The sequence below is a fragment of the Neorhizobium sp. LMR1-1-1.1 genome (assembly GCF_040675795.1).
Taxonomy (GTDB): Bacteria; Pseudomonadota; Alphaproteobacteria; order Rhizobiales; family Rhizobiaceae; genus Neorhizobium; species Neorhizobium cellulosilyticum.
Genome location: NZ_JBEGHE010000001.1, coordinates 1,556,743 through 1,579,955 on the forward strand (window position 1 = coordinate 1,556,743; position 23,213 = coordinate 1,579,955).

General features: G+C 58.9%; 23 protein-coding genes, 1 pseudogene and 1 riboswitch. Of the genes and pseudogenes, 15 read left to right on the plus strand and 9 right to left on the minus strand.

What is annotated here, in order from left to right; genetic code table 11:
• The first annotated feature begins 54 nt into the window (after positions 1-54).
• Both fumC and MRBLMR1_RS07500 read left to right on the plus strand, forming a co-directional pair.
• A complete protein-coding gene (gene fumC, locus MRBLMR1_RS07495) occupies positions 55-1,446 on the plus strand; it encodes a class II fumarate hydratase (protein ID WP_148148469.1) in 1,392 nt (463 codons plus the stop codon).
• A gap of 277 nt (positions 1,447-1,723) precedes the next feature.
• On the plus strand, positions 1,724-2,794 hold the full coding sequence (locus MRBLMR1_RS07500) for a GGDEF domain-containing protein (RefSeq protein ID WP_148148470.1): 1,071 nt from the start codon (positions 1,724-1,726) through the stop codon (positions 2,792-2,794).
• 47 nt (positions 2,795-2,841) lie between these two features.
• Here the strand turns inward: MRBLMR1_RS07500 and MRBLMR1_RS07505 are convergent, their stop codons facing one another.
• Genes MRBLMR1_RS07505 through MRBLMR1_RS07520 form a run of 4 tightly spaced genes read right to left on the minus strand, consistent with a single transcriptional unit; the run spans position 2,842 to position 5,824 of the window.
• A complete protein-coding gene (locus MRBLMR1_RS07505; protein ID WP_148148512.1) occupies positions 2,842-3,447 on the minus strand; it encodes a pyridoxamine 5'-phosphate oxidase family protein in 606 nt (201 codons plus the stop codon).
• Between the two features lie 11 nt (positions 3,448-3,458).
• Complete coding sequence (locus MRBLMR1_RS07510; protein ID WP_148148471.1) at positions 3,459-5,282, minus strand: monovalent cation:proton antiporter-2 (CPA2) family protein; 1,824 nt, start codon at positions 5,280-5,282, stop codon at positions 3,459-3,461.
• 24 nt (positions 5,283-5,306) lie between these two features.
• The gene (locus MRBLMR1_RS07515; RefSeq protein ID WP_148148472.1) at positions 5,307-5,690 is read right to left on the minus strand and encodes a gamma-butyrobetaine hydroxylase family protein; all 384 of its coding nucleotides are present in this window, start codon (positions 5,688-5,690) and stop codon (positions 5,307-5,309) included.
• Positions 5,687-5,824, minus strand: a complete 138-nt coding sequence (locus MRBLMR1_RS07520; protein ID WP_183686127.1) for a hypothetical protein — start codon at positions 5,822-5,824, stop codon at positions 5,687-5,689. Before MRBLMR1_RS07520 ends, MRBLMR1_RS07515 begins: the two co-directional genes overlap by 4 nt.
• A gap of 86 nt (positions 5,825-5,910) precedes the next feature.
• Here MRBLMR1_RS07520 and moaA point away from each other — a divergent pair, with 86 nt between their 5' ends.
• Positions 5,911-6,900: a GTP 3',8-cyclase MoaA gene (gene moaA, locus MRBLMR1_RS07525; RefSeq protein WP_148148513.1), complete on the plus strand. Its 990-nt coding sequence runs from the start codon at positions 5,911-5,913 to the stop codon at positions 6,898-6,900.
• On the opposite strand, the gene thiD is transcribed toward moaA, so the two are convergent.
• The 4 genes from thiD to MRBLMR1_RS07545 form a co-directional block, all read right to left on the minus strand.
• Entirely contained in the window at positions 6,887-7,711 is an 825-nt protein-coding gene (gene thiD, locus MRBLMR1_RS07530) for a bifunctional hydroxymethylpyrimidine kinase/phosphomethylpyrimidine kinase (protein ID WP_148148473.1), read from the minus strand. The genes moaA and thiD overlap by 14 nt on opposite strands.
• Positions 7,708-8,343, minus strand: a complete 636-nt coding sequence (thiE, locus tag MRBLMR1_RS07535) for a thiamine phosphate synthase (RefSeq protein WP_148148474.1) — start codon at positions 8,341-8,343, stop codon at positions 7,708-7,710. Before thiE ends, thiD begins: the two co-directional genes overlap by 4 nt.
• Positions 8,340-9,155 carry a hydroxyethylthiazole kinase gene (thiM, locus tag MRBLMR1_RS07540; RefSeq protein ID WP_148148475.1) on the minus strand — a complete coding sequence of 272 codons (816 nt, stop codon included), beginning with the start codon at positions 9,153-9,155 and terminating at the stop codon, positions 8,340-8,342. The genes thiE and thiM overlap by 4 nt, the downstream gene beginning before the upstream one ends.
• 49 nt (positions 9,156-9,204) lie before the next feature.
• Positions 9,205-9,301: riboswitch (TPP riboswitch) on the minus strand.
• Positions 9,302-9,444: 143 nt separating this feature from the next.
• The gene (locus MRBLMR1_RS07545) at positions 9,445-12,012 is read right to left on the minus strand and encodes a methyl-accepting chemotaxis protein (RefSeq protein WP_148148476.1); all 2,568 of its coding nucleotides are present in this window, start codon (positions 12,010-12,012) and stop codon (positions 9,445-9,447) included.
• A gap of 207 nt (positions 12,013-12,219) precedes the next feature.
• On the opposite strand from MRBLMR1_RS07545, the gene MRBLMR1_RS07550 reads away from it, so the two are divergent.
• Genes MRBLMR1_RS07550 through mobB form a run of 3 tightly spaced genes read left to right on the plus strand, consistent with a single transcriptional unit; the run spans position 12,220 to position 14,257 of the window.
• Complete coding sequence (locus MRBLMR1_RS07550) at positions 12,220-13,128, plus strand: DMT family transporter (RefSeq protein ID WP_148148477.1); 909 nt, start codon at positions 12,220-12,222, stop codon at positions 13,126-13,128.
• Between the two features lie 2 nt (positions 13,129-13,130).
• Positions 13,131-13,745 (plus strand): molybdenum cofactor guanylyltransferase MobA, encoded by a 615-nt coding sequence (gene mobA, locus MRBLMR1_RS07555; protein ID WP_148148478.1) that lies wholly within the window; start codon positions 13,131-13,133, stop codon positions 13,743-13,745.
• Complete coding sequence (gene mobB, locus MRBLMR1_RS07560) at positions 13,742-14,257, plus strand: molybdopterin-guanine dinucleotide biosynthesis protein B (protein WP_148148479.1); 516 nt, start codon at positions 13,742-13,744, stop codon at positions 14,255-14,257. The genes mobA and mobB overlap by 4 nt, the downstream gene beginning before the upstream one ends.
• A gap of 51 nt (positions 14,258-14,308) precedes the next feature.
• Here mobB and MRBLMR1_RS07565 read toward each other — a convergent pair.
• Positions 14,309-15,622 (minus strand): annotated as a pseudogene (locus tag MRBLMR1_RS07565) (OmpA family protein); the annotation flags it as partial.
• A gap of 144 nt (positions 15,623-15,766) precedes the next feature.
• Between MRBLMR1_RS07565 and MRBLMR1_RS07570 the strand changes: the two are divergent.
• The 9 genes from MRBLMR1_RS07570 to MRBLMR1_RS07610 all read left to right on the plus strand — a co-directional run bounded on the left by MRBLMR1_RS07570 (position 15,767) and on the right by MRBLMR1_RS07610 (position 23,183).
• Positions 15,767-16,645: a hypothetical protein gene (locus tag MRBLMR1_RS07570; protein WP_500064024.1), complete on the plus strand. Its 879-nt coding sequence runs from the start codon at positions 15,767-15,769 to the stop codon at positions 16,643-16,645.
• Between the two features lie 424 nt (positions 16,646-17,069).
• Positions 17,070-17,855: an ABC transporter substrate-binding protein gene (locus MRBLMR1_RS07575; RefSeq protein WP_148148481.1), complete on the plus strand. Its 786-nt coding sequence runs from the start codon at positions 17,070-17,072 to the stop codon at positions 17,853-17,855.
• 152 nt (positions 17,856-18,007) lie between these two features.
• Complete coding sequence (locus tag MRBLMR1_RS07580) at positions 18,008-18,790, plus strand: ABC transporter permease (RefSeq protein WP_148148482.1); 783 nt, start codon at positions 18,008-18,010, stop codon at positions 18,788-18,790.
• Entirely contained in the window at positions 18,787-19,617 is an 831-nt protein-coding gene (locus tag MRBLMR1_RS07585; protein ID WP_148148483.1) for an ABC transporter permease, read from the plus strand. Before MRBLMR1_RS07580 ends, MRBLMR1_RS07585 begins: the two co-directional genes overlap by 4 nt.
• A 202-nt stretch (positions 19,618-19,819) precedes the next feature.
• The gene (locus MRBLMR1_RS07590; protein ID WP_148148484.1) at positions 19,820-20,083 is read left to right on the plus strand and encodes an usg protein; all 264 of its coding nucleotides are present in this window, start codon (positions 19,820-19,822) and stop codon (positions 20,081-20,083) included.
• Positions 20,084-20,156: 73 nt separating this feature from the next.
• Entirely contained in the window at positions 20,157-20,972 is an 816-nt protein-coding gene (locus tag MRBLMR1_RS07595; RefSeq protein ID WP_148148514.1) for a methyltransferase domain-containing protein, read from the plus strand.
• 28 nt (positions 20,973-21,000) lie between these two features.
• Positions 21,001-21,567: a DinB family protein gene (locus MRBLMR1_RS07600; protein WP_148148485.1), complete on the plus strand. Its 567-nt coding sequence runs from the start codon at positions 21,001-21,003 to the stop codon at positions 21,565-21,567.
• Complete coding sequence (locus tag MRBLMR1_RS07605; RefSeq protein ID WP_148148486.1) at positions 21,567-21,980, plus strand: HemJ family protein; 414 nt, start codon at positions 21,567-21,569, stop codon at positions 21,978-21,980. The genes MRBLMR1_RS07600 and MRBLMR1_RS07605 overlap by 1 nt, the downstream gene beginning before the upstream one ends.
• 126 nt (positions 21,981-22,106) lie before the next feature.
• A complete protein-coding gene (locus MRBLMR1_RS07610; protein ID WP_148148487.1) occupies positions 22,107-23,183 on the plus strand; it encodes a D-alanine--D-alanine ligase family protein in 1,077 nt (358 codons plus the stop codon).
• Positions 23,184-23,213 lie beyond the last annotated feature (30 nt).

Sequence of the window (23,213 nt, forward strand, 5' to 3'; positions counted from 1 at the left end):
ATTTATCGAGGATCGCGACGCCGGTGAATGCATCAGGGAGAAAAGGCAACAACCATGGCATCGACCCGCACCGAAACCGATACGTTTGGCCCGATCGAGGTCGCGAGCGACCGCTATTGGGGCGCTCAGGCGCAGCGTTCGCTTGGAAACTTCAAGATCGGCTGGGAAAAGCAGCCGCTTGCGGTAGTTCGCGCACTCGGCATCGTCAAGCAGGCCGCAGCTGTTGCCAATATGGAACTGGCAGGTCTCGACAAAGGCCTTGGTAAAGCAATTATCGACGCCGCCCAGGAAGTTATCGACGGAAAGCTCAACGAGCATTTCCCGCTCGTCGTCTGGCAGACCGGCTCAGGCACGCAGTCGAACATGAATGCCAATGAAGTGATCTCCAACCGGGCAATCGAAATGCTCGGGGGCGTCATGGGCTCAAAGAAGCCGGTACATCCTAACGATCACGTCAATATGAGCCAGTCGTCGAACGACACCTATCCGACAGCCATGCATATCGCCTGCGTCGAAACGATCGTTCGCCACCTCCTGCCGTCGCTGAAGCATCTCCACGAAGCGCTGGAAGCGAAGGTCAAGGCCTTCAGCCATATCATCAAGATCGGCCGCACCCACACGCAGGACGCAACGCCGCTGACACTCGGCCAGGAATTTTCGGGTTACGCAGCCCAGGTCGCATCGGCGATCGCCAATATCGAACTGACGCTGCCGGCGCTCTCAAAGCTGGCACAGGGCGGCACTGCCGTCGGTACCGGCCTGAACGCCCCGATCGGTTTTGCTGAAAAGGTTGCCGACGAAATCTCCAAGATTACCGGCCTGCCTTTCGTCACGGCACCGAACAAGTTCGAGGCTCTTGCCTCGCATGATTCGATGGTCTTCTCGCATGGCGCCATCAACGCTGCTGCGGCCGCCCTCTTCAAGATCGCCAACGACATCCGTTTCCTTGGCTCAGGTCCTCGCGCCGGCCTCGGCGAACTGTCGCTGCCGGAAAACGAACCGGGCTCATCGATCATGCCGGGCAAGGTCAACCCAACCCAGTCTGAAGCGCTTACCCAGGTCTGCGCTCACATTTTCGGCAACCATGCGGCGCTGACTTTCGCCGGTAGCCAGGGCCATTTCGAGCTCAACGTCTACAATCCGATGATGGCCTACAACTTCCTGCAGTCGGCACAGCTTCTTGGCGATGCTGCAGTCTCCTTCACCGACAATTGCGTTGTCGGCATCGAGGCACGCGAAGACAACATCAGAAAGGGTGTCGAGAACTCACTTATGCTCGTCACCGCCCTGAATTCGAAGCTCGGCTACGACATCTGCGCCAAGATCGCCAAGACCGCTCACAAGAATGGCACGACGCTACGCGACGAAGCAGTTGGCGGCGGTTACTTGACGAATGAAGAATTCGATCAGTATGTCCGTCCGGAAAACATGATCGGCCCGAAATAAATATCATGAAACAGGGTTTCGCATTCCGGCGCGCAGCCGGAATGCGGCCACTGCATACCACAATTGCACCTATCATCATACAACTATAGATAAATCAAAAGATACTTAGTTACGACACGTAGTCACTTATCGTATTGAGTAATAATAAATTTTAGCGCCACCAAAAATTCCTTTTACTACTTGAACGAAGCGTCGACGAAATAGATCCTTAATTATTTTCCAATAGATTTTAATATAAGATTTTATCAAATCCATAGGGTCTAACTGGGGGTCGTCGATGACGACGATATCTGCATCGAAGCCGCATTCGGGTGACCTGATGGGGCAGATCATCTATGCAGTGCGGTCAATGGGCGTATCGCCCATACCGCGCAATTATCAGCTTTTCTATGAAGCCTATATAGGCTCGAACCCGGATCTTACTCGAGAACTCGCAGCGCTTGGCAGCCGAGCTACTCAGGAAGATCTGGACATAATTTCAGAGCGTTATCTCGGCGGGCCTCAAGCTGCCGTTATCGAGAAGGCAAACGACCGTTTGCTCGGGGAACTCGATGCGCTGCTGAAGCTTCTGCGCCAAGAGCAAAACTCGCTCGAAAGTTACGGCAAGCTGCTCAGCGAGACCGCGTCGAGAATCAATACGAAGAACAGTTTCTCTACGGATATCATCCGCAGTGCCATCAGCCTCTTGCACCAGGCAACCGATGACAAGATGGCGCATGGCGAAAAGACCGTCGACGACATGGTTCAGCGATCCAACGAAATGGATCAGGTGCGCCGTGAACTTGATGAGTATAAGCGCATTGCCAATACCGATTCACTGACGCGACTTTCAAACCGTCGCGCCTTTGATGAGCGCCTGGCCAGTTCATTCGACAACCAGACGGCCCTGCCCCTCACCGCGCTTGTTCTGGCTGACATCGATAACTTCAAGAAGATAAACGACAATTTTGGCCATCCGGTTGGCGACAAAATTCTCGCGACTGTCGCTTCTGTGCTGCGCGCCAATGTACGGAAAGATGTATTCGTCGCGCGCACCGGCGGTGAAGAGTTTGCGATCATCGTTGAAGGCAATACGCCGGACGAAGTAATGGTGATCTGCGAGCGCGTGCGCCGTGCCCTTGAGACAAGAACCTTCCGCAACTCTCGCTCGGGCGTAAACTACGGACCGGTGACAATCTCGCTCGGTTATTCGATGGCCGTCCAGGCAGCCGATCCCGGCGAGCTTTACGCACAGTCGGATGCAGCTCTCTATTATGCCAAAAACAGCGGTCGCAATCGCTCGGTCTTCTTCGAGGAGAGCATGAAGAGTCATTACATCAGCAAGAACTGGCTGATCTACAAGAAGTAAAAGGCAGGCCGCCCGGCCTGCCTTTTCTCTTTCAGGATATCTCTCACTCACCACATGGTTTTGGCCGCACGCGCCGGCCATTCACGATCATAGGTTTCCCGGTCGAAATCCGCTTTTGCCGCCTTCAACAATTGCCCTGGCGTCGGCAAAGTCGTCGGGTCGACGAAACGATCGACATTCCACAGCTCGGATCGCATCAGTGCGCGGGCGCATTGGAAATAGACCTCATCGATGCTGACGATCGCAACCGTTCGCGGATGTTTGCCATCCATCTCGAAGCTCTGCAGGAGAGATGGCTCGGCGGAAACGACTGCCCTGCCGTTGACGCGCATTGTGGTGGTCGAACCGGGAATAAGGAACATCAGGGCGACACGAGGATCGCGAACGATGTTGATAAGCGAATCGACACGGTTGTTGCCGCGCCAATCCGGCAGCAGCAGCGTATTTTCATCCTCGACCCTGACAACACCGCCAATATCGCCGCGCGGCGAACAATCGAGACCTTCCGGGCCCACCGTCGCAAGCGCTACGAACGGAGAGAGCTCGATCATGTGCCGATATTCCGGCGTCAATTTTGTCGTCACCTTGGCAGTCGACGCTTCGCTCGAAGCGCCATAGATCGCTTTTAATTCCTCGATCGAGCGGATGATCATGGTTTCGTCATTCACGTTGCAGCCTCCTGCGCGGCGGCCTGTTCTGCCGCGCGTTGCTCTCTTTGCCGTCCCGTTCTTGCGGCAATGACGTCGGCGGGACGTGCGTTGCCCTTGATCAGCGAGCGACCGGCATAGATGCCACCGATCTGCTCTAGTGCGAAACGCTCGCGATCGGTCTCGCGAAATTCCTCGATGATCTGGGCTGCCAGTTCTTCCTCCTCGCCAAGCACGCTCAGCACTTCGGTGCCGAAATTCAGCGCCGATTCGTAGGTCTCCCGAATCTGGTAGTCGACGCCGGCTTTCAAGAGATCTATCGCGTGGCCGCGGTCATAGGCACGGGCAAGCAGCGGCACCATGGGAAATTCATCCTTGACGATCTCGGCTATCTTGATGGCCGCTTCCTTGTCGTCAATACAGATGAGGATCGCCTTTGCGGTCGCTGCCCCCGCGGCGTGGAGGATTTCCGGGCGGGAACCGTCCCCGTAAAAGACCTTGAAGCCGAAATCGCCGATATCCCGGATAAATTCGGCATCCTTGTCGATGATCGACAGCGTATAACCGCGCGCCAGCACCGGCTGGCTGACGATCTGGCCGAAACGGCCGAAACCGATCATCAGCACAGTGCCCGCAATATCTTCCGGCGCGTCAAGCCCGCTTGTGTCGACCTGCGGCTTGGGTGCAATTCGGACATAAACAGCCACGACCAGCGGCGTGACCACCATGGACAGCACGATCGTTGCGGTCAGCACTGCATTCGTCTCTGCGTCGAAAATGCCGGCCGATGTCGCAGCGGCATAGAGCACGAATGCGAATTCACCGCCCTGCGCCATCAGGATCGCACGGCCGACACTTTCCGGATGAGGCGTACCGAGAAGGCGGGCAACACCATAGATTACCAGTGCCTTTACGATCATGTAGGCGATCACGGCAAGAACGACATGCTGCCAGTTCGCGGCGATGACTGCGAGATCAACCGCCATGCCGACGCCCAGGAAGAACAGGCCGAGCAATATCCCCCGGAAAGGTTCGATATCGGCTTCAAGCTGATGCCGGAAAGAGGATTCGGACAGGAGAACGCCAGCAAGGAAGGCGCCCATGGCCATGGAAAGTCCGGCGAAATCCATCAGCAGCGCTGACCCCAGCACCACCAGCAGGGCGGCTGCCGTCATAACTTCACGGGCACCGGAATTGGCCAACAACCGGAAAAAGGGGTTGAGAAGATAACGTCCAGCAAGAACGAGAGCCACCAGCGCGGCGAAGCCGATAGCAACAGACTGGAAACGTTCCATGATGGATACGGTCTCACCGTGCGAAGCAAGGAGCGCGACAATCGCCAGCAGGGGTACAATGGCCAAATCCTCGAAGAGCAGGATCGAGACGATATGTTGGCCTTTCGGGGTATGCAGATGATTGCGCTCCTGCAGCATCTGCATGACGATTGCCGTCGATGTCAGGACGAAACCTGTCCCTGCCACGAAGGCAACGGGAGCCGTCTGGCCAAACCCCATTCCAATCGCCATCAGCGCCACAATACAGGCGCAAACCTGAAGTGCGCCGAGGCCGAATATATCCTTGCGCATGCTCCATAGGCGCGAGGGCTGCATTTCCAGCCCAATGATGAAGAGGAACATGACCACGCCGAGTTCGGCAATGTGGAGGATGGCTTGTGGATCGGAGACCAGCTTCAGGCCGAATGGGCCGACAACCAGGCCTGCCGCCAGATAACCGAGAACCGAGCCAAGCCCTATACGCTTGAACAGCGGCGCGGCGATAACGCCTGCGCCCAAAAGCGCCACGACCTGTACCAGTTCACCTGCATTCGATTCTGCCGCCACCCGCTTTTCCCCTTGCTTATCCTGTTAACGCGCTCGCGCGCCGTCTCGGCTCAGGCCCTTAGCAGCCAGATCCTCTTCGTATTGTCGAAAAAGATCGTCACCATTCGTTCCCAACTCGCGCAGATAACGCCAGGTGAAAATTCCACTGTCGTGTCCGTCGTCGAAAGCAATTCGCACGGCATAATTTCCGGCCGCAACCAAATTTCGGATTGCCACCATACGCTTGCCGGGAACCGTCACCTTTTGGCCTGGACCATGGCCTTGAACCTCGGCCGAGGGCGAGAGAACGCGCAGCCGCTCGGCGGGCAGCGCAAAACGCGCTCCATCGTCGAATGTCACCGTCAACGTCCGCTTGTCTTCGGCCACACGCAGTTCGGTGGGCCAGCTGTCGTTCGAAACCTCGGTCATATCCGCTCTTCCAATTTCACCCGCTCAGGATTATGGATTTCATCAATTCGCCGCAACCCTGCGCGTCGCGCCGTTTTGATCAAAGTGCCATCCGCTTTGTCGGTATAAAGCTTGACGTCATCGATGATGACCACCAGATTCCGGCAATCAGGAGTATATTGACTTGAATTCCATCGTTACCCCACCATTGTTCGGCAATCCAGCATCGGCCCAGGCACCGATGATCGATCCGTTTGGTCGTGCGGTGACTTATCTTCGTGTGTCAGTGACGGATCGCTGCGATTTCCGCTGTACCTATTGCATGGCAGAAAATATGACTTTTCTGCCGAAGAAGGACCTGCTGACGCTCGAAGAGCTGGAACGTCTCTGTTCCGCCTTCATCGCGAAGGGTGTTCGCAAATTGAGACTCACAGGCGGCGAACCGCTTGTGCGCAAGAACATCATGTTCCTGGTCGAGGCGCTTGGAAAACAAATCGATGCAGGAAGGCTCGATGAGCTGACGCTGACGACCAATGGTTCGCAGCTTGCCCGTTATGCGCAAGAGCTTCATGACAACGGTGTGCGCCGCATCAATGTTTCGCTCGACACGCTCGACGAAGCGAAATTCAAGGCTATCACCCGCTGGGGCAATTTCCGTCAGGTCATGAACGGTATTGATGCTGCCCAGAAAGCCGGGATCAAGATCAAGCTCAATGCCGTGGCGCTGAAGGATTTCAATGAGCATGAAATCCCGGAAATGATCCGTTTCGCACATGGCCGGGACATGGACCTGACGCTGATCGAGACCATGCCGATGGGCGAGATCGAAGAGGACCGCACTGACCGCTATCTCCCCCTGTCGCAGGTTCGGGAAAGCCTTGAAGAGCAGTTCACTCTTTCCGAAATTCCTTACAAGACAGGCGGTCCCGCCCGTTATGTCGAGGTAAAGGAAACAAATGGACGATTAGGCTTCATCACGCCGATGACGCATAATTTCTGCGAAAGCTGCAATCGCGTACGTCTCACCTGCACCGGCACGCTCTACATGTGTCTCGGCCAGAACGACGCCGCGGACCTGCGTTCCGCCTTGCGCGGCTCTGACGATGATGATTACCTCGCCAATGCTATCGATGAAGCGATCACCCGCAAGCCGAAAGGCCATGACTTCATCATCGACCGCACTCACAAACGCCCCGCGGTCGCGCGACACATGAGCGTCACCGGCGGGTGACCTCATCCTCCCACAGCTCGACGAAATGATTGACCGGCCCGTGTCCGCTGCCGACCGATAAGGTGTCGGCAGCGTTTATAGCCTCGGCCAGATAAGCTTTCGCCAACTTCACCGCCTCCACCATGGATCGTCCCTTGGCAAGTTCGGCGGCAATGGCGCTCGACAGGGTGCAGCCGGTGCCATGGGTGTTCCTTGTCGTCGTTCGCGGCCCTTCAAACCAGGTCACGCCACCAACATCCACCAGTACATCCGGACTGTCGTCGCTGGCGAGATGGCCTCCCTTGATCAGCACGGCACCCGGTCCTTGCTGCAGCAAACCCGTCGCCTGGCTGGCCATTTCCGCCCGTGTCTTAGCCTCATTCTCGCCCAGCAGGACTGCAGCTTCGGGAAGGTTCGGCGTGATGACGGAAGCAAGCGGCAGCAGCCGGTCGATAACCGCTTGACCGGCATCGGAGGCAAGAAGCGGAGCGCCACCCTTTGCGACCATCACCGGATCAAGCACGATCGGAATACCCATTGCATGGGTCTCAAGCAATTCTGCAACGGTGCGCGCAATCTGCGCATTGGCGATCATGCCAATCTTCACCGCATCGACCCTTATGTCGGCAAAAATCGCCTCGATCTGGGCGCGAACGAACTCCGGAGGCAACGCATGAATGGCGGTCACGCCCTGCGTATTCTGGGCCGTCAACGCCGTCAGCGCTGCCATGCCATAAGTGCCGCGGGCGGAAAATGCCTTGAGGTCCGCCTGTATGCCGGCGCCGCCGGATGGATCGGAGCCGGCAATCGACAAGACATTGCGAATCGTCATTTCTTGGCCTCCGCAATTTTATCGGCGATCAATCGTGTGGTACCTTGGGGATCGGGCGATCCGCATATGGCAGATACGACCGCGAGACCCTTTGCCCCTGCGCGAAAGATTTCTTCGACATGTTGAACCTTGACGCCGCCGATCGCCACTGCGGGTATCGGGGATGCCGCCACGATCCGCGCAAGGCCTTCAAAACCGATCGGCTGCTTGTGATCCGGCTTCGTGCCGGTCGCAAAGACCGGGCCGACGCCGACATAATCAACCACCGCCGGATCGACCCGTCGCGCCAGATCTTCCGTCTCTACGGAGAGACCAAGGATTAGCCTATCGCCAACACGCTTTCGAACCTCCGTCGCATTCATGTCTTCCTGCCCGACATGAATACCGTCTGCACCGATCGCGAGCGCGGCCTCCACATCATCGTTGACAATCAGCGACACGCCGGCCCCTGAAAGGGCAGCCTTCAGCTGCAGGCCCGTCGCGATCATCTCTGCGGTCGTTGCCTGCTTGTCGCGCAACTGCACCATCGTTGCCCCGCCCAGCACGGCAAGTCGCGCCGTCTCGACCATGCCGATCACGCGACAAAGATCCGGGTCCAGCACCAGATAAAGGGAAAGGTCGAACTGCTTCATGCCGGTATCACCCGCGCTACGGCATCAACGGCATCCGGCGTCACTTCCGCAAGCAGATCGAGGAAACGCACGGCAAAGGACCCCGGCGCATGAGCGTCCCGTCCCGCCAGTTCGCCAGCTGCAGCAAACAAGGCAAGCGCCGCAAGCGTTGCCTCAAACGGCTTGTCCGGCACGGTTGCTGCAAAACCGCCGATGACACAGGTCAACGAGCAACCGAGCGCCGTCACTTTCGGCATCAGCGCAGATCCACCGAGAACATGAACGGCACGATGACCGTCGGTGACGAAATCCCGTTCCCCGGTCACGGCGACGACACAGCCATGACGAATGGCAAGAGCGCGGGCAGCAGCCTGCGCGGAAGCCACGCTATCACCGGAATCCACCCCCTGCCCCGATGCATGCTCTCCGGCAAGCGTAATGATTTCGGAAGCGTTGCCGCGGATCACCGTCGGCCTGTGCTCCAGAAGCGCTGAAACGGCGGCACGCCGATAGGCGGTCGCGAAATGCGCGACCGGATCGAGTATCCAGGGTTTTCCCGCTTCGCTTGCAGCCTCTGCGGCCTGCTTCATGCCGTCGAAAAAGTCCGGCGAGATGGTCCCTATATTGACGGTCAGTGCCGCCGCTATGCCTGCGAATTCCGCCGCCTCTTCCGGGCTGTGCACCATTGCAGGCGATGCGCCCGCAGCCAGCATCACGTTGGCGGCAATGTTCATCGCGACGAAATTGGTGATGTTCTGCACCAATGGATTTTTCTGCCGCATCGCTGCCAGCAATGCGCCGGGTTTCAATGATTGAGCGGACTCGTCTGCCATCTGCGCCTCCTTTTGAGGCGGAGGTGGACGTGGGGATGCGACGTCAAGAACGAAGACCCGAACGACTCCCTCCGCCAGCATGATCTGGTTCAGGTTCAAAGGGTACTTCTCAGCCCGGCTTTCGCCGGACGCCCCTGTCATGATCAACAACTACCGGATGATGATCCGCGATTCCAGCCTTTTTACTCAAATGCGGCAAGATGCGGGCTTAGCCTTAGCCCCGAAAGCCGCCGTCGTATCTGGCGGCGGCTTTTGAAGTTTCACGAGGTTCTGGGCATCTGCCTTCACGTCATGCGGCGCTGCTACGGTGCAAACGCGGCTGAGGCTCCTGGTAATAGGTCCCGCTGCTGTCGCTGGTCCTGAAGCGGCCGATCTTCTGGGTCAGATCCTCCACCCGGTGACGCAGGCCACGTATTTCGGCATTGTTCTCCTCGACCATGGCGGCATTCTGCTGGGTTATCAGTTCGACGTCGTTGACAGCCTGCGTGACCTGCGTGATGCCGGTGGACTGCTCTGCGGCAGCCGAGGAAATCTGTGCCACCAGTTTTCGAACATCGGTGACGTGAGCAATGATCCTGGAGAGTGCTTCGCCGGTTTCCTCGACGAGCTGCACGCCGCTTTCGACCTGCGTTGCACTTGCCGAAATCAACTGCTTGATCTCGCGAGCCGCACCCGCGCAGCGCTGGGCCAGTTCGCGGACCTCCTGGGCGACAACAGCAAAACCGCGGCCTGCTTCACCAGCGCGAGCAGCCTCGACGCCGGCATTCAGCGCCAGGAGGTTCGTCTGAAAGGCGATCTCGTCAATGACGCCGATGATCTGGCTGATCTTGTCGGAGGAGCGGCTGATCTCGCCCATGGCATTGACTGCGCGTGCCACGACCTCGCCTGAGCGGACGGCGAACTCTTCGGTCTCGTTGACCGATTGAGACGTCTGACGGGCATTGGTTGCGGTGCTGCGCACAACATCGCTCAAGTGGCGCAACGCCCGAGAGCTTTCTTCCAGTGCTGCCGCCTGCTGTTCCGTGCGTTTCGCCAGATCGTCGGCGGAGGCGGAAAGATTGGCCGTACCGCCATTGATCTCCTGCGCCGCAAAACCGACTTCGGACAAAGTCGCACGCAGAGCATCGACAGCCTGATTGTAGGTTCTGGCCATCATGACGAAATCTGCCGGGAGATTTTCGTCCATCCCCGTTGCCAGATCGCCCTCGGCCAGATTGCCGAGCACGCCCGAGAGCGCGGTCAACGCATGCTGCTGATCGGCCGCGATGCGGGCACGTTCGCCGGCACGCTGTTCTGCTTCCGCCGAAGAGAGCTCCCGGGCGGCGGCGGCTTCCTGCTCCAGCCGAACATTTTCTCTCGCAGCGTCGCGGAATACCGTAACGGAACGAACCATGTCACCGATCTCATCGCCACGCTCGCGGCCTTCGATCGAAACCTCCAGGTCGCCGTCGGCAAGACGCTTCATCACTTCGGTCACCCGGCGCAGAGGGCCGCGCAATGTCTCGACCAGCATCAGGCCGCCAGCGATCGCCAATATCGTACCGACCACCATGGCGACGACCGAAAGGTTTGCCGACCGCTCACTGTCTTCCTTGCCGACTTCCTGAGCCTGGGCAACGAAATTTTTCAGCCCGGCCATTGCGCCGGTCAGAGTGGCCGTGGCTTCCGCCCTCTTCTTCTGCCAGTCGGAAGCAATCACGATCAGCTTTGTCGATCCGGCGTCCAGCGATGCGAGAAGCGGCTCCAGCTTCACAGCAAAGCCAGCCATGGTGAAGTTGGTCTTGGCAAGTTCAGAAACACGCGCCGAGACGGTACGCAAACCCGCCGTCGATTCAAGAAGCGGCTTCTGCGAAGCCTCGCTCATCGTACCGCTCATCCGCTCGACAAGCAGTTTGAGCTCATCGATCCTGCGCAGCGAATCCTCTGTCTGGGCAAGCAGCTCACGCTGGACGGCCACATCACCTTCAAGACCGACAAACCGTTCAGCCGCCGTTACGGCCCGGCTGTTGGACAGATTATCCAAATCTCGCTGGATCGGCATGAGGGCACTTGTTCCAACACGCACCGCCTGTGCCTTGTCGGCGATCGGGGCTTCGCCGGCAATGGTCGCTTTCAAGCTGGCAGCGGCCTGTCGCGCCGGATCGAAAGCCTTGCCCGCCTTTTCCGATACGAGAGTGCTGATCTTTGCGAATTCCTCTTCCAATGGGCCGAGGTAGAGCTTGGCCGTATTGATGGCCGCATCGTCGCTTTCGGCACGACGCATTGCTTCACGCAAGTCCGAGACCCTGCCCGAAATGGCGTTATAGGCATAGGCTTCCAGCAACATGCCCTTGGCAAATTTCTCCTTGCCGGCGCTCTGCTTGCGCAGGCTGCCCACCTGCGCTTCCACTTCCGTGCCGAGCGTATCGATTTCCGTCGCGGCGCTGGCCATCTGCGCATCCGTTTCGTCCCGCAGCAGCTTGACGGCCCACAGCGCATCGACATGACTGCGCATTGCCGAGGCGAGCCCCATAACCGGTGCAACCCGTGATCGATCCCCTTCGCTTGTCAGAAGTCCCTCGAGCACACCGACGCCCTGTTGCTGGGTGTCGATATCGGCTCTTAGTGCCGAAAGCGTCTTTTCATTCGGCGTCGCGGAATATTCCTGCAAACTCGACTGAAGGCGCTCGAAATCGCCGATGTTCTCAATCGTGGCGCGGGTCACGGTCATATGGCCATTCAGAGTATTGGCCGTGTAATATCCGGCAAGGCCCACGCCCGCGATCAGCAGAACGAGAGGAACAACGAACAGAAGAACCTTGGTTACAATTTTCCGGCTTTGCAAAAGTCGATCGATAAACAATTTTTTCCCCGTCATTAGCTGCGCTGAAGGCACGATTGCATGTGTGCACAACGGAGCGATTCCAGCCTCATGCGGGAACATCTGCACACGATGGCCACTTTCGGTTGAGCAACCGTTAATGGCAGCCGGCGACATTTGCGCGCGGAAAAATCAGATGGAAATCTGCTGGCAGCAAACTTGCCGATCACGTAAAGACGGGACGCAAAGGGTGGAGGAATCGGGATGGCATTGTCGGATAACACGCGCGGTGCGCTGCTCATGGCGACCGCGATGGCGGTGTTTTCCTGCAATGACGCGATGGTCAAGGCATTGACGCATGACCTCAGCATTCCGCAGATCATGGCAGTACGTGGGGTCCTGACAACCATACTCGTATTTGCGGTCTCCATTCTCCTGCGCGCCAAATTCTCGCTACGCGCGTTCACCCATCCGCTGGTGCTTTTGCGCACCGCCTGCGAACTCGGGGGAACACTGTGCTTCTTCAACGCGCTCGCCAGGATAGATTTCGCCTCAGCCTCTTCGATCATGCAGTCGCTGCCGCTTGCGGTGACGCTCGGGGCTGCGCTTCTGTTTCAGGAACCGGTCGGCTGGCGGCGCTGGAGCGCCATCATCGTCGGCTTCCTCGGCGTGCTTTTGATCATCCAGCCGGGACCTGAAGGCTTTTCCAGCGACGCGCTGTTCCCGCTTGCAGCGGTTTTCTTCACCGCCTGCAGGGATCTCGTGACACGCAGGATCGCAACGGAAATCCCGACCATCCACGTGACCCTCTTCACCTCCTTCATCATCATGGTCGTCGGCTTTGTTCTCGTCGGCCCGACAGGCGGCTGGCATCCGATTTCGGGTTTCAACTGGCTGCTTCTGGCGCTGACGGCGATTGCGGTATTCTGCGGCTATCAGGCAATCATCCTCGCCATGCGCGGTGGGGAAATCTCCTTCATTGCGCCGTTCCGCTATACCAGCCTGATCTGGGCGCTCCTCATCGGGGTCCTGGTTTTCGGTGAGCGTCCGGGCATGACAGTGCTCATGGGCGCGGCCGTCGTGATCTGCTCCGGCCTCTATACATTCTACCGCGAAAGCCGCCGCGCCATCGATACGGCCAAAAAGGCGGTGACGCCCACGGCGGGTGGCTGAGGATGCGCCCGCCCGGTCTCATTCTTGCCGGTGGCCGCTCCAGCCGCATGGGAGCGAACAAGGCGCTGCTTCCGCTCGGCGACAAAAGCGTTCTCGCTCATGTCATTAGGCGACTGGCTCCTCAGGTATCGGATCTCGCCGTCAACGCCAATGCCCCCTTCCCGGGGTTTGAGAGCTATCGCTATCTTGCAGATGATCTCGCCGGACAGCTAGGACCACTCGCCGGCATCCTTACCGGGATGCGCCATTATTCCCGCCGGCTCGCAGAAGTATCGCATTTCGCCAGCGTTCCGTGCGACAGCCCTTTTCTGCCGTTAGATCTTGTGCCGCAATTGAGCGCAGCCTGTTCCGATCCGGAAACCGTCGTCATCGCCACCTCACTGGAGCGCCGTCACCCGGTTTTCGGCCTCTGGCCGATCGCTCTTGCGGAGGATCTCGAACACTGGCTGATTGATAACGATAATCGCCGCATCAATGGGTTCCTGAGCCGTCACCGCATGGTGACTATCGATTTCCCGTCGCTTCAGACACGCCGCGGCCTGCTTGATCCCTTCTTCAACATCAACACACCAGAAGAGCTTACCCAAGCCGCGGCCTTTACGGAGAGCCTTGAATGAACACCACGCTCGCCTTCGGGATTTCCGGCTGGAAGAATTCTGGAAAGACGGGACTGACCGTTCGTCTGGTTGAGGAGCTTACCGCCCGCGGTTATCGCGTTTCCACCGTCAAGCACGCGCATCATGACTTTGACATCGACAAGCCCGGTGCGGATTCATTTCGGCACAGGGAGGCGGGCGCCGGGGAAGTGGCAATTGTCTCGGGAACGCGCTTTGCGATCATGCATGAACTGCGAGACGAAGCTGAGCCGACGCTTGCCGAAATCCTTTCACGGCTGGCACCTTGTGATCTCGTACTCGTAGAGGGCTACAAGCACGAGGCCATCCCGAAGATAGAACTGCGCCGGCTGGAATCGAAAAACCGCGAGCCTCTGGCACCGATTGATCCCCATATCGTTGCGATCGCCACGGATCACTCGCTCGCTTTGCAAACTTTGCCCGTCTTCGAGCTCGACGACACGGCATCCATTGCCGACTTCATCATCGACACCACAGGCCTTCCAAAACGCTGAAAGCCGCCGACCGATTGGCCGACGGCTTCCAATTCCTGCCTGTCCGACCCGTTACTGGTTCGAGGCGACAGGTTTTACCAGAGGCGTGATCCGGCGGATCGTCACGCGGCGGTTTTCCTGGTTTGCCGCTTCGGTACTCACTTTCAGATACCGCTCCCCATAACCTTGCGTCGTCATGTTTTCGGGCGGAATGCCGAAAGCATCCGACAGGACAACAGCCACCGATTCTGCGCGCTTGTCCGAAAGGACTAGATTGCTTTCATCCGAGCCGACCGCATCCGTATGGCCTTCGATCAGGAAGGTTTCCGACGGATCCTTTTCCAGCACCTTATTGATCGCGTCTGCAACCTTGCGCAGCGAGGTTGCCTGGTTCATCGGAATCTCGGCGCTGCCCGTGGCAAAGGTGATGGTATCGAGGTCGATACGCGGAACCTTGTCGCGGATACGGGCCGAATAACGGACCTCATCGAGCGAATAAGGCCGTTCGACCCGCTCCACCGGCGGCTGCTCAAGGAAGCGGTAATAGTCGCGATCCGGCTGGCTGGATGTATCGATGATGTAGTCGTCAATCGGCACGCCAAGGCGCATCGGCGGCAGTTCGTCACCCGGATCGCGCCAGGTATAGTCCTGACGGTCTTCCAGAAGCTCCGGTGCGTAATAGAGCACATATTCCCGACCGCCACGGACGATGCGCGAACGCTGGACGACTTCGCCATAGCGGTTGCGGATCGTCACCACGCGGGTACCGTCGTTGCGTTCGACGACCTCGCGATAGCGACCGTCGCCCAGACGCTCATATTCCGGACGGCCTCCATCATCGTAGAAGCGGCGGCTGTCGTCGTGGCGCACATAGGTCTGGTTGTCGATCGAGATGATAACGCGACCATCGTCACGGTCCTGATCCCAATTCCTGTCGCGGCCACGGTCACGATTGCGATCCTGGTTTTGGTTCTGTCCCAGAAGGGCGTCGCCGATCGGGCCCAAAACATCCCAGCCGCGCGGCCGTTCGAAATCGGGCCGGCCATCGATACGCTGGCCGCGTTCCTCTACCAGCTCGCGACGCTGGTTGCGCCAGCGCTCCCGGTCTTCGCGGGTGACACGATCATTGGCCTGCGCGTCTGCATCGTTACGCGGCGGCGGAGCCGCGCGTTCCTGTGCCTGCTGCTGGTCTGGCGCGCTCGGATTTCCGCGTCTGTCCGGACGGCTCGGATCCTGCGGACGGTCACCGCCGCGTTGCGCACGATCCGGCCGCTGTTCCTTGGCACTGTCGAGCACGGCGGCTCCGTTTTCGACCGGAAGCTTCGGCTGCTCGGCGCTCTGCTCAACGGGACGCGGCTGATTGCGCTCTCCACCGCTCACCGCCTGATCAGGTGCCTTGTCCGCGTCCTGAGCCTGCTGTCGGGCAGGTTTGGGCGGCTGGCCCGGCTGCTGCTGGGGCACCGGCGCCTGATCGGCATTCTGCTGCGCGCGAGGCTTTGGCGGCTGAATCACATCTCCCTGATCTGCCTGTTGACGCTGCGGCCGTTCAGTCTGAGGACGCTCGGCCTGCTGCGGACGGCCTTGAGGCTGCTCGGCCTGCGGCTGTTCCGCCTGTTGCTGGCGTTCCTGCCGCGGCTTGGGCTGTTCCGCATCCGCCTGTGCAGGCGGCTTTGGTTCAGGTGCCTGATCGGCATTCTGTTGTGCGCGAGGTTTTGGCGGCTGGATCGCATCGCCCTGATCTGCCTGTTGACGCTGCGGCCGTTCAGTCTGAGGACGCTCGGCCTGCTGCGGACGGCCTTGAGGCTGCTCAGCCTGCGGCTGTTCCGCTTGCTGCTGGCGTTCCTTGCGCGGCTTGGGCTGTTCGGCCTGATCTGCATCCGGCTTTGCCTGTTGCCGGAGATCGGGGGCCTGCTCGGCGTTCTGCTGACGCCGTTGCGGACGTTCGCTGCCCGCGCCCTGATCTGCCTGCTGCTCACGGCGCTGAGGGCGCTCGGCGTCCGGCTGCTCGGCACGCTGTTCACGTTGGCGGGGTTGCGGCCGTTCACCACCCTCACCCTGATCTGCCTGCTGCTGGCGACGCTGGGGACGTTCACCCTCTGGCTGTTCTGCCCGCTGCTGGCGCTCGCCGCGCGGACGTTCAGCTCCTTCGCCCTGATCAGCCTGCGGCTTGCGGCGCTTCGGAAGCTCCTCGCCCTCTGCCGGAACCTGCTCCTGCACCCGAATGATACCGGGCGCCGCCGGCTGCACCGATCCGAGATCCACACCGGACGGCAGGGCATAGGCAGGTTGCATCAACAATGGCAGGGACAAAACAGGCGCCGCCACGCTGGCGAACAATCTGGATTTCATCGACATGACATTTTCCTTCTTCTGGCTTTCGTCCCTAGATGCTCGCGACGGCCCCAATGATCATCACTGTTGAGACCCACCTCTTGCGGGCAGTTTTTCGCGGCACCACAACTGTATTTGTTCCAATTTGGTTCCCATTATGGCCGCCTGCAAAGGTCCGTATCATCGGGACCAAAGTCTGAACTGCGCTTGAATGCTGTATTCATCCGGCAATTATCGCTGCGCCATCTTGGCGCATCACAAAAAGCTCCGCCTGCGATGTCAGGCATTTTCTTCCGGCAACAATCTCCTCCAGGAACCCTCTGGCGACATCAGGGTTTGGACGTAAACGTCAAACGCATGTGAAGCCCGAGGTTGCCGTAGAAAATGCCGTTGCAATTTTGCCGGAGCCGGTATCTATAAAAAAACAAGGGCTGCGAAATGCCCCTCGCCGGCTGCGAAAAACCGAGAACACGTCGCCGGCCTGCCAACAGAGAGGACAATTATGAAGATCTCCACCCGTTTGTTTGCTGCCGCGTCGATCGCGACGATTTCGCTTTTTGCTGGCGCCGCTTCGGCCCAGGACAAGCTGGTCATCGGCACGGAAGGCGCATACCCGCCCTTCAACGTTCTGGAATCCAACGGCGAACTGACCGGCTTCGATATCGACATCGCCAAAGCACTCTGCGTCCAGATGAAGACCGAGTGCACCTTTGTTACCAATGACTGGGATGGCATCATCCCGGCCCTGCAGTCCAAGAAGTTCGACGCGATCATCGCTTCCATGTCGATCACGCCTGAGCGCCAGCAGCAGGTCACCTTCTCCAAGAAGTACTACAACACGCCTCCGGCAATTGCCGTGCCGAAGGATTCGCCACTGACGGAAGCAACTGCTGCTTCGCTGAAGGGCAAGGCCATCGGCGCGCAGGGTTCGACCAGCCACGCCAACTATGTCGAAAAGCATTTCCCCGATGCGGATGAGAAGCTCTATCCGACAGCTGACGAATACAAGCTCGACCTGACCAACGGCCGTATCGACGGTGTTGTCGACGATATCGTCGTGCTCACCGAATGGGTGAAGTCGGATGCCGGCTCCTGCTGCAAGATCCTGACTCCGCTGCCGGTCGATCCGGAAATCAACGGTCAGGGCGCCGGCATTGCCGTGCGCAAGGACGAACAGGCGCTCGCAGACAAGTTCACCACCGCAATCGCGGCAATCCGCGCCGACGGCACCTACAAGAAGATCCAGGACAAGTATTTCGACTTCGACGTCTATGGCGGCGACAAGTAATCCGTCCAATCGCTAAAAAAACGGCGGAAGGGTCACCTTCCGCCGTTTTCATTTTCATCAAGCACTTGTCCTCAGAAAATTTTCCTTTTTAATTGGCATTTGAAAGCGGCACGACATAAGCCGCAGGGGAATATGAACCGGAACATGATCCTATGAGCGGATGGCTCTCCGCCCTCTTTAATACACTCGACCCGTTTTGCGGCCCCGCCGGTGTCTTCACCTGGTTCGGCGGCACCGGCCTCGTCTCCTGTGGCGACACCGGCTGGGGCGACGAAATCGCCTTCGGCGTCAAGGTGACGATCTCGCTGGCGCTCGCCACACTGCCTGTCGGGCTGCTGATCGGTTTCCTGATCGCGCTTGCCGCGCAGTCGCAGGAAAAACTGCTCAGGCTGGCCGCCGGTATCTACACCACCATCTTTCGCGGCCTGCCCGAACTGCTGACGCTGTTCATTGTCTATTACGGCGCGCAGATGCTGATCCAGTCGGTGCTGGCTTTCTTCGGATATGACGGTCGCGTCGAGATCAACGCCTTCGTAGCCGGCATGGTGGCACTGGCGGTGGTGTTCTCCTCCTATTCGTCGGAAGTTCTGCTCTCCGCTTTCCGCGCCATTCCGCGCGGGCAATATGAGGCCGGCGACGCGCTCGGTCTTCGTCGCGGCAAGACGATGGTTCTGATCGTCCTGCCGCAGCTCATCCGCATCGCTCTGCCCGGCCTTACCAATCTCTGGCTGATCCTCCTGAAAGACACGTCCTATGTCTCCGTTATCGGACTTGCCGATATCGTGCGCCAGACGGGCGTTGCGGCGCGCGTCAGCAAGGAAGCCTTCTTCTTCTATTTCCTGGCCTGCCTGCTTTATCTGATCCTGGCGATGATCTCCTCCTACGGTCTCGGCTTCATCGAGCGCTGGGCCAAGCGGTCGGAGGTTTCCCGATGAGCGTGGCGAAAGAAATGATCCCGCCACGCCCGGCACCTGCAGTGCTGCACCGGCCTCTGACGACAGCGAAAGTCGTCGGCATTGGCGTGCTGATCCTTTGGGCCCTGCTTGCCATGGCTCTGATCAGCATGGTGATCGAGGGATGGGATCCGGCCAAATTCGAACGTTACGGACCGCGTTACCTTAACGGTTTATGGACGACGATTTCGCTGGTCGGAATCTCCATCGTGCTCGGCGCCGTTCTCTCGCTGCCGATCGCGTTTGCCCGCATGTCGAAGAACCGCGTGCTGAATGCGATCGCCTACGCCTATGTCTACATCTTCCGCTCGACGCCGCTGCTCGCCCAGCTGTTCCTGATCTATTACGGTCTTGGCAGTTTCCGGCCGCAGCTGGAATCCGTCGGCCTGTGGTGGTTCTTCCGCGAGGCCTGGTATTGCGGCCTCTTCTCGCTGACATTGAACACGGCCGCCTATCAGGCGGAAATCCTGCGTGGCGCGATCCAGAGTGTTCCCGTCGGCCAGCATGAAGGTGCCGCCGCACTCGGCATTTCCAAGCGCGTCGCCTTCTGGAAGATCATTCTGCCTCAGGCATTGATCGTGGCACTTCGCCCTTACGGCAACGAGATCATCTTGATGATCAAGGGTTCCGCCGTCGTTGCGATCGTCACCGTCTACGACCTGATGGGCGAGACGCGCTACGCCTTCTCGCGGACGTTCGACTACCAGACCTATCTCTGGGCTGCGATCTTCTACCTCACCATGGTCGAAGCGCTGCGGCATCTGTGGAACTTCATCGAACGGCGCCTGACTCGCCATTTGGTGCGCTAAAGCACGTCGCGATCTAACCCCCGAAGCGGTTGAGCACGTTCGGGAGACATGCGTTAGCAGCACTCCCAGACGATGGATGCTAACAAGCTGAAATAAAACATCAATTTCAGCCAAAAGCGACAATTGTCAAGCTTCCGTTAAGCATGACATGATCCCCTTTCAATGACGCAGGCAATGCGTCATTGAAAAAAGGGAACAGCAGATGTCGGAACTCGAAATGATGCTGCGAGGCTACGGCCTCACCACCGCCCAGATTTTCTACCGCATGCCGGATCACCCTGCCTTGCTGCAGAGCTATGTCTGGCAGGACTATGATCTCGCCCCTGAATTTCCGGAGATGAACGGGTTTCTGAAATTCTGGCAGGAGAAGCTGGAAGGGCCGCTACACTCTGTCCGCTACGTGCATCGCAAGCTGATCTCGGCCAGCGAGTGGCGGCAGGTGAAGGGCGAAATCATCCTGCACTGATTGCGCTTGGCTATGATCCTCGCAATTGCCAAACGCTGCCGCGACACGTAAAGCGGCTGGCAACAACGAGGATATGGTTATGGCGAAGATCGACGAAGAAGCATTGGCGGAAGCCTATAACCGGGCGCTTGCGCATGAAAAGGCCGGCGAGATCGATGCTGCCGTCGAAGCTTATCGCCAGGTGCTGGAAATCGATCCCGAAGATCATGGTGGTGCCGCCGTTCGCATCGCCTCGATGGGCCGCGGCGATGCGCCGCCGAAGGCTCCCGACGCCTATGTCGAAACGCTGTTCGACCAGCATGCGGAAAGCTTTGAAGACATTCTCGTCGAACAACTCGGTTATGCGGTACCGGTTCTGGTGCGCCAGCGCCTGCAGGAACTGAAGCTCGGCCCGTTCAAGCGCATGCTCGATCTCGGCTGCGGCACGGGGCTGACCGGCGGCACACTGCGCGACATGGTCGACGACATTACCGGGCTCGACATTTCCGAAAACATGGTCGAGATCGCCCACGAGAAGGATCTCTACGAGACGCTTTATGTCGCCGAAGTCGAGGATTTCCTCGAGGACAATGACGACGCGCCCTTCGACCTGATCACCGCGACCGACGTGCTCCCCTATCTCGGCGCGCTCGAGCCGCTGTTCTTCGGTGCGGCCGAAAACATGGTCGCTGGCGGCCTGTTCATCTTTTCCTCCGAATCCCTGCCGGAAGGCGATGAGCGCACCTACACGGTCGGCCCGCACCAGCGCTTCATGCATTCGCCGGCCTATATCCGCACACGGCTTGCCGATACCGGTTTCGAACTTGTCGAAATGAGCGATATCAACGTGCGGATGCAGGACGGCAATCCCAGCCCGGGCCATCTGGTCATCGCGAAGTTGAAGGGATAATTTCTTCGCCTCAACGGAGAACGGCCCCATGACGCCGGAGCGTTACCTCATAGCCCAGGCATACAACAACGCCTGGGCCAATCACCGGCTGCTGAGAGCCTGCGTCCTGCTGTCTTCCGACGAGCTGGCCGCGCCGCGCCAAAACTTCTTTCCGTCGATCATCCACACGCTGAACCATATCCTGACCGTCGACTGGCTCTATATCGGCGCGCTCGAAGGCGACTGTCCGGGTGCTTCCGCCTTCGAACCGGAAATCCCGTTTCCCGCCCTTGCCGATCTCGACCGCGAACAGCGCGCAGCCGATCGCCGGCTCATCGACCACTGTCGCAGCCTGACGGACGACACGCTTTGCGCCGAAGTCCGCATCCCGCGCGACACGCATATGCAGGTCGAGCCGACAGACCGCATCCTTCTGCATCTCTTCCAGCACCAGATCCATCATCGCGGCCAAGTTCACGCGATGTTATCGGCTACCGGCGTAAAGCCGCCGCAACTGGACGAATTCTTTTCATCAGACCCGGCAGAACAGGCGCTTCGAGCGCAGGATCTGGCTGAACTCGGGTTTACCGAATCCATGATCTGGAGTGACCGATAATGCTGTATTTCACCATCAAGGCCCTGCACCAACTTTCCGACTTCCTGCTGATCGGCGGCATGCTGATCAATGCCTTCGTCATCTCGATGGTGCCGCCGCCGATCCGTGTCGGCGTGATCGTCGCGCTGCGTAAATACGACCGCACAGTGACCACTGCAGCGCTTGCCGGTGCCTGGATTTTCGGCCTTTGGCTCGCCTTCGGCTATATAGGTTTTGCCGGCAATGGCTGGCTGCATGCCAAGCTTCTGCTCGTCGTCATCCTTTCGGCCCTGCACGGCATGCAACAAGCTGCAATGCGCAAGATGGCTGCCGATCCGAAGCTTGAACCCAATGCCTTCGTGCGCATCGGCATGCCGGTCATCCTGATCTGTCTCGTGCTCGTCGTGGCGCTCGCTGTCATCAAGCCGTTCTGACACCAACTTTCCTAATCTCCGTAGCGAGCGCGCCGCAAAACAGCCCGTTTTGCGGCGTCGCAAGGAGTGGGTGAAAAACCGATGCAGAATCGGATACCGGCCACGAGCCGGACTGGAGAGGGTTACATGACGGGAAACTCAGGCAGGTTGCGTATTGCCGTGTTGTTCGGCGGGCGTTCGGCGGAACATGACGTGTCGGTGCTTTCGGCCACCAATGTAATGAATTCGCTCGATCCGCAAAAATACGATGCAGTGCCGGTCTTCGTCAGTCGCGAAGGCCTATGGCTGCTCAGCGCGTTCGAGGGCGGCGCGCTTTCAAAGCCGGAAAACGGCACCCAGCTTTCCCTGATCCCCGGCGGCAAGGGTCGTCTTCTTGCACTTCCCGAAGCTGCTGCGGCATACGAGTTGCCGAAGATCGACATCCTGTTTCCGGTGCTGCATGGTCTGCATGGCGAGGATGGTGCCGTTCAGGGGCTGGCCGAAGTTGCGCGCGTGCCGCTTGTCGGCTGCGGCATTCTCGGTTCCGCCAATGCGCTCGACAAAGATATCGCCAAGCGGCTGTTCAACGAGGCCGGTATTCCGGCTGCACGCTCTGTGACGATCTATCAGGACGCGGTACCCGCTTTCGAGGAACTGGAACAGGCGCTCGGCTTGCCGATATTCATCAAGCCCGCCCGCCAAGGGTCTTCGGTCGGCGTCAGCAAGGTTCTGACGAAAGCCGGTTACGACGCGGCCTTGTCTGAAGGTTTTCGTCACGACAGCAAGCTTCTCGCCGAGGAGTTCATCAAGGGCCGCGAGATCGAGTGTGCTGTTCTGGAAGCACCTGACGGCAACCTGTTCGTCTCGACAACGGGCGAGATCGTTCCGGCGGAGAGCCACGGCTTTTACAGTTACGATGCCAAATATATCGATGAGGATGGTGCAGCGCTCAGAGTTCCGGCGCAGATGCCGCCGGATGTCGAGGACGAGATCCGCGCCTTCGCAGTCAAGGCTTTTCGCGCACTCGGCTGCGATGGAATGGCACGGGCTGACTTCTTCCTCACCGCCGAGGGCCGCATTCTCGTCAACGAGCTGAACACCATTCCCGGCTTCACCGATATCAGCATGTATTCCAAGGTGATGGGCGCAAGCGGCGTCAGCTATCCTCAAGTCATCGACCGGCTGGTCGAACACGGACTGGCGCGGGCCGACCGATCGATCTGATCGGCCCGACCTGATTTTAGAGCAATTCCA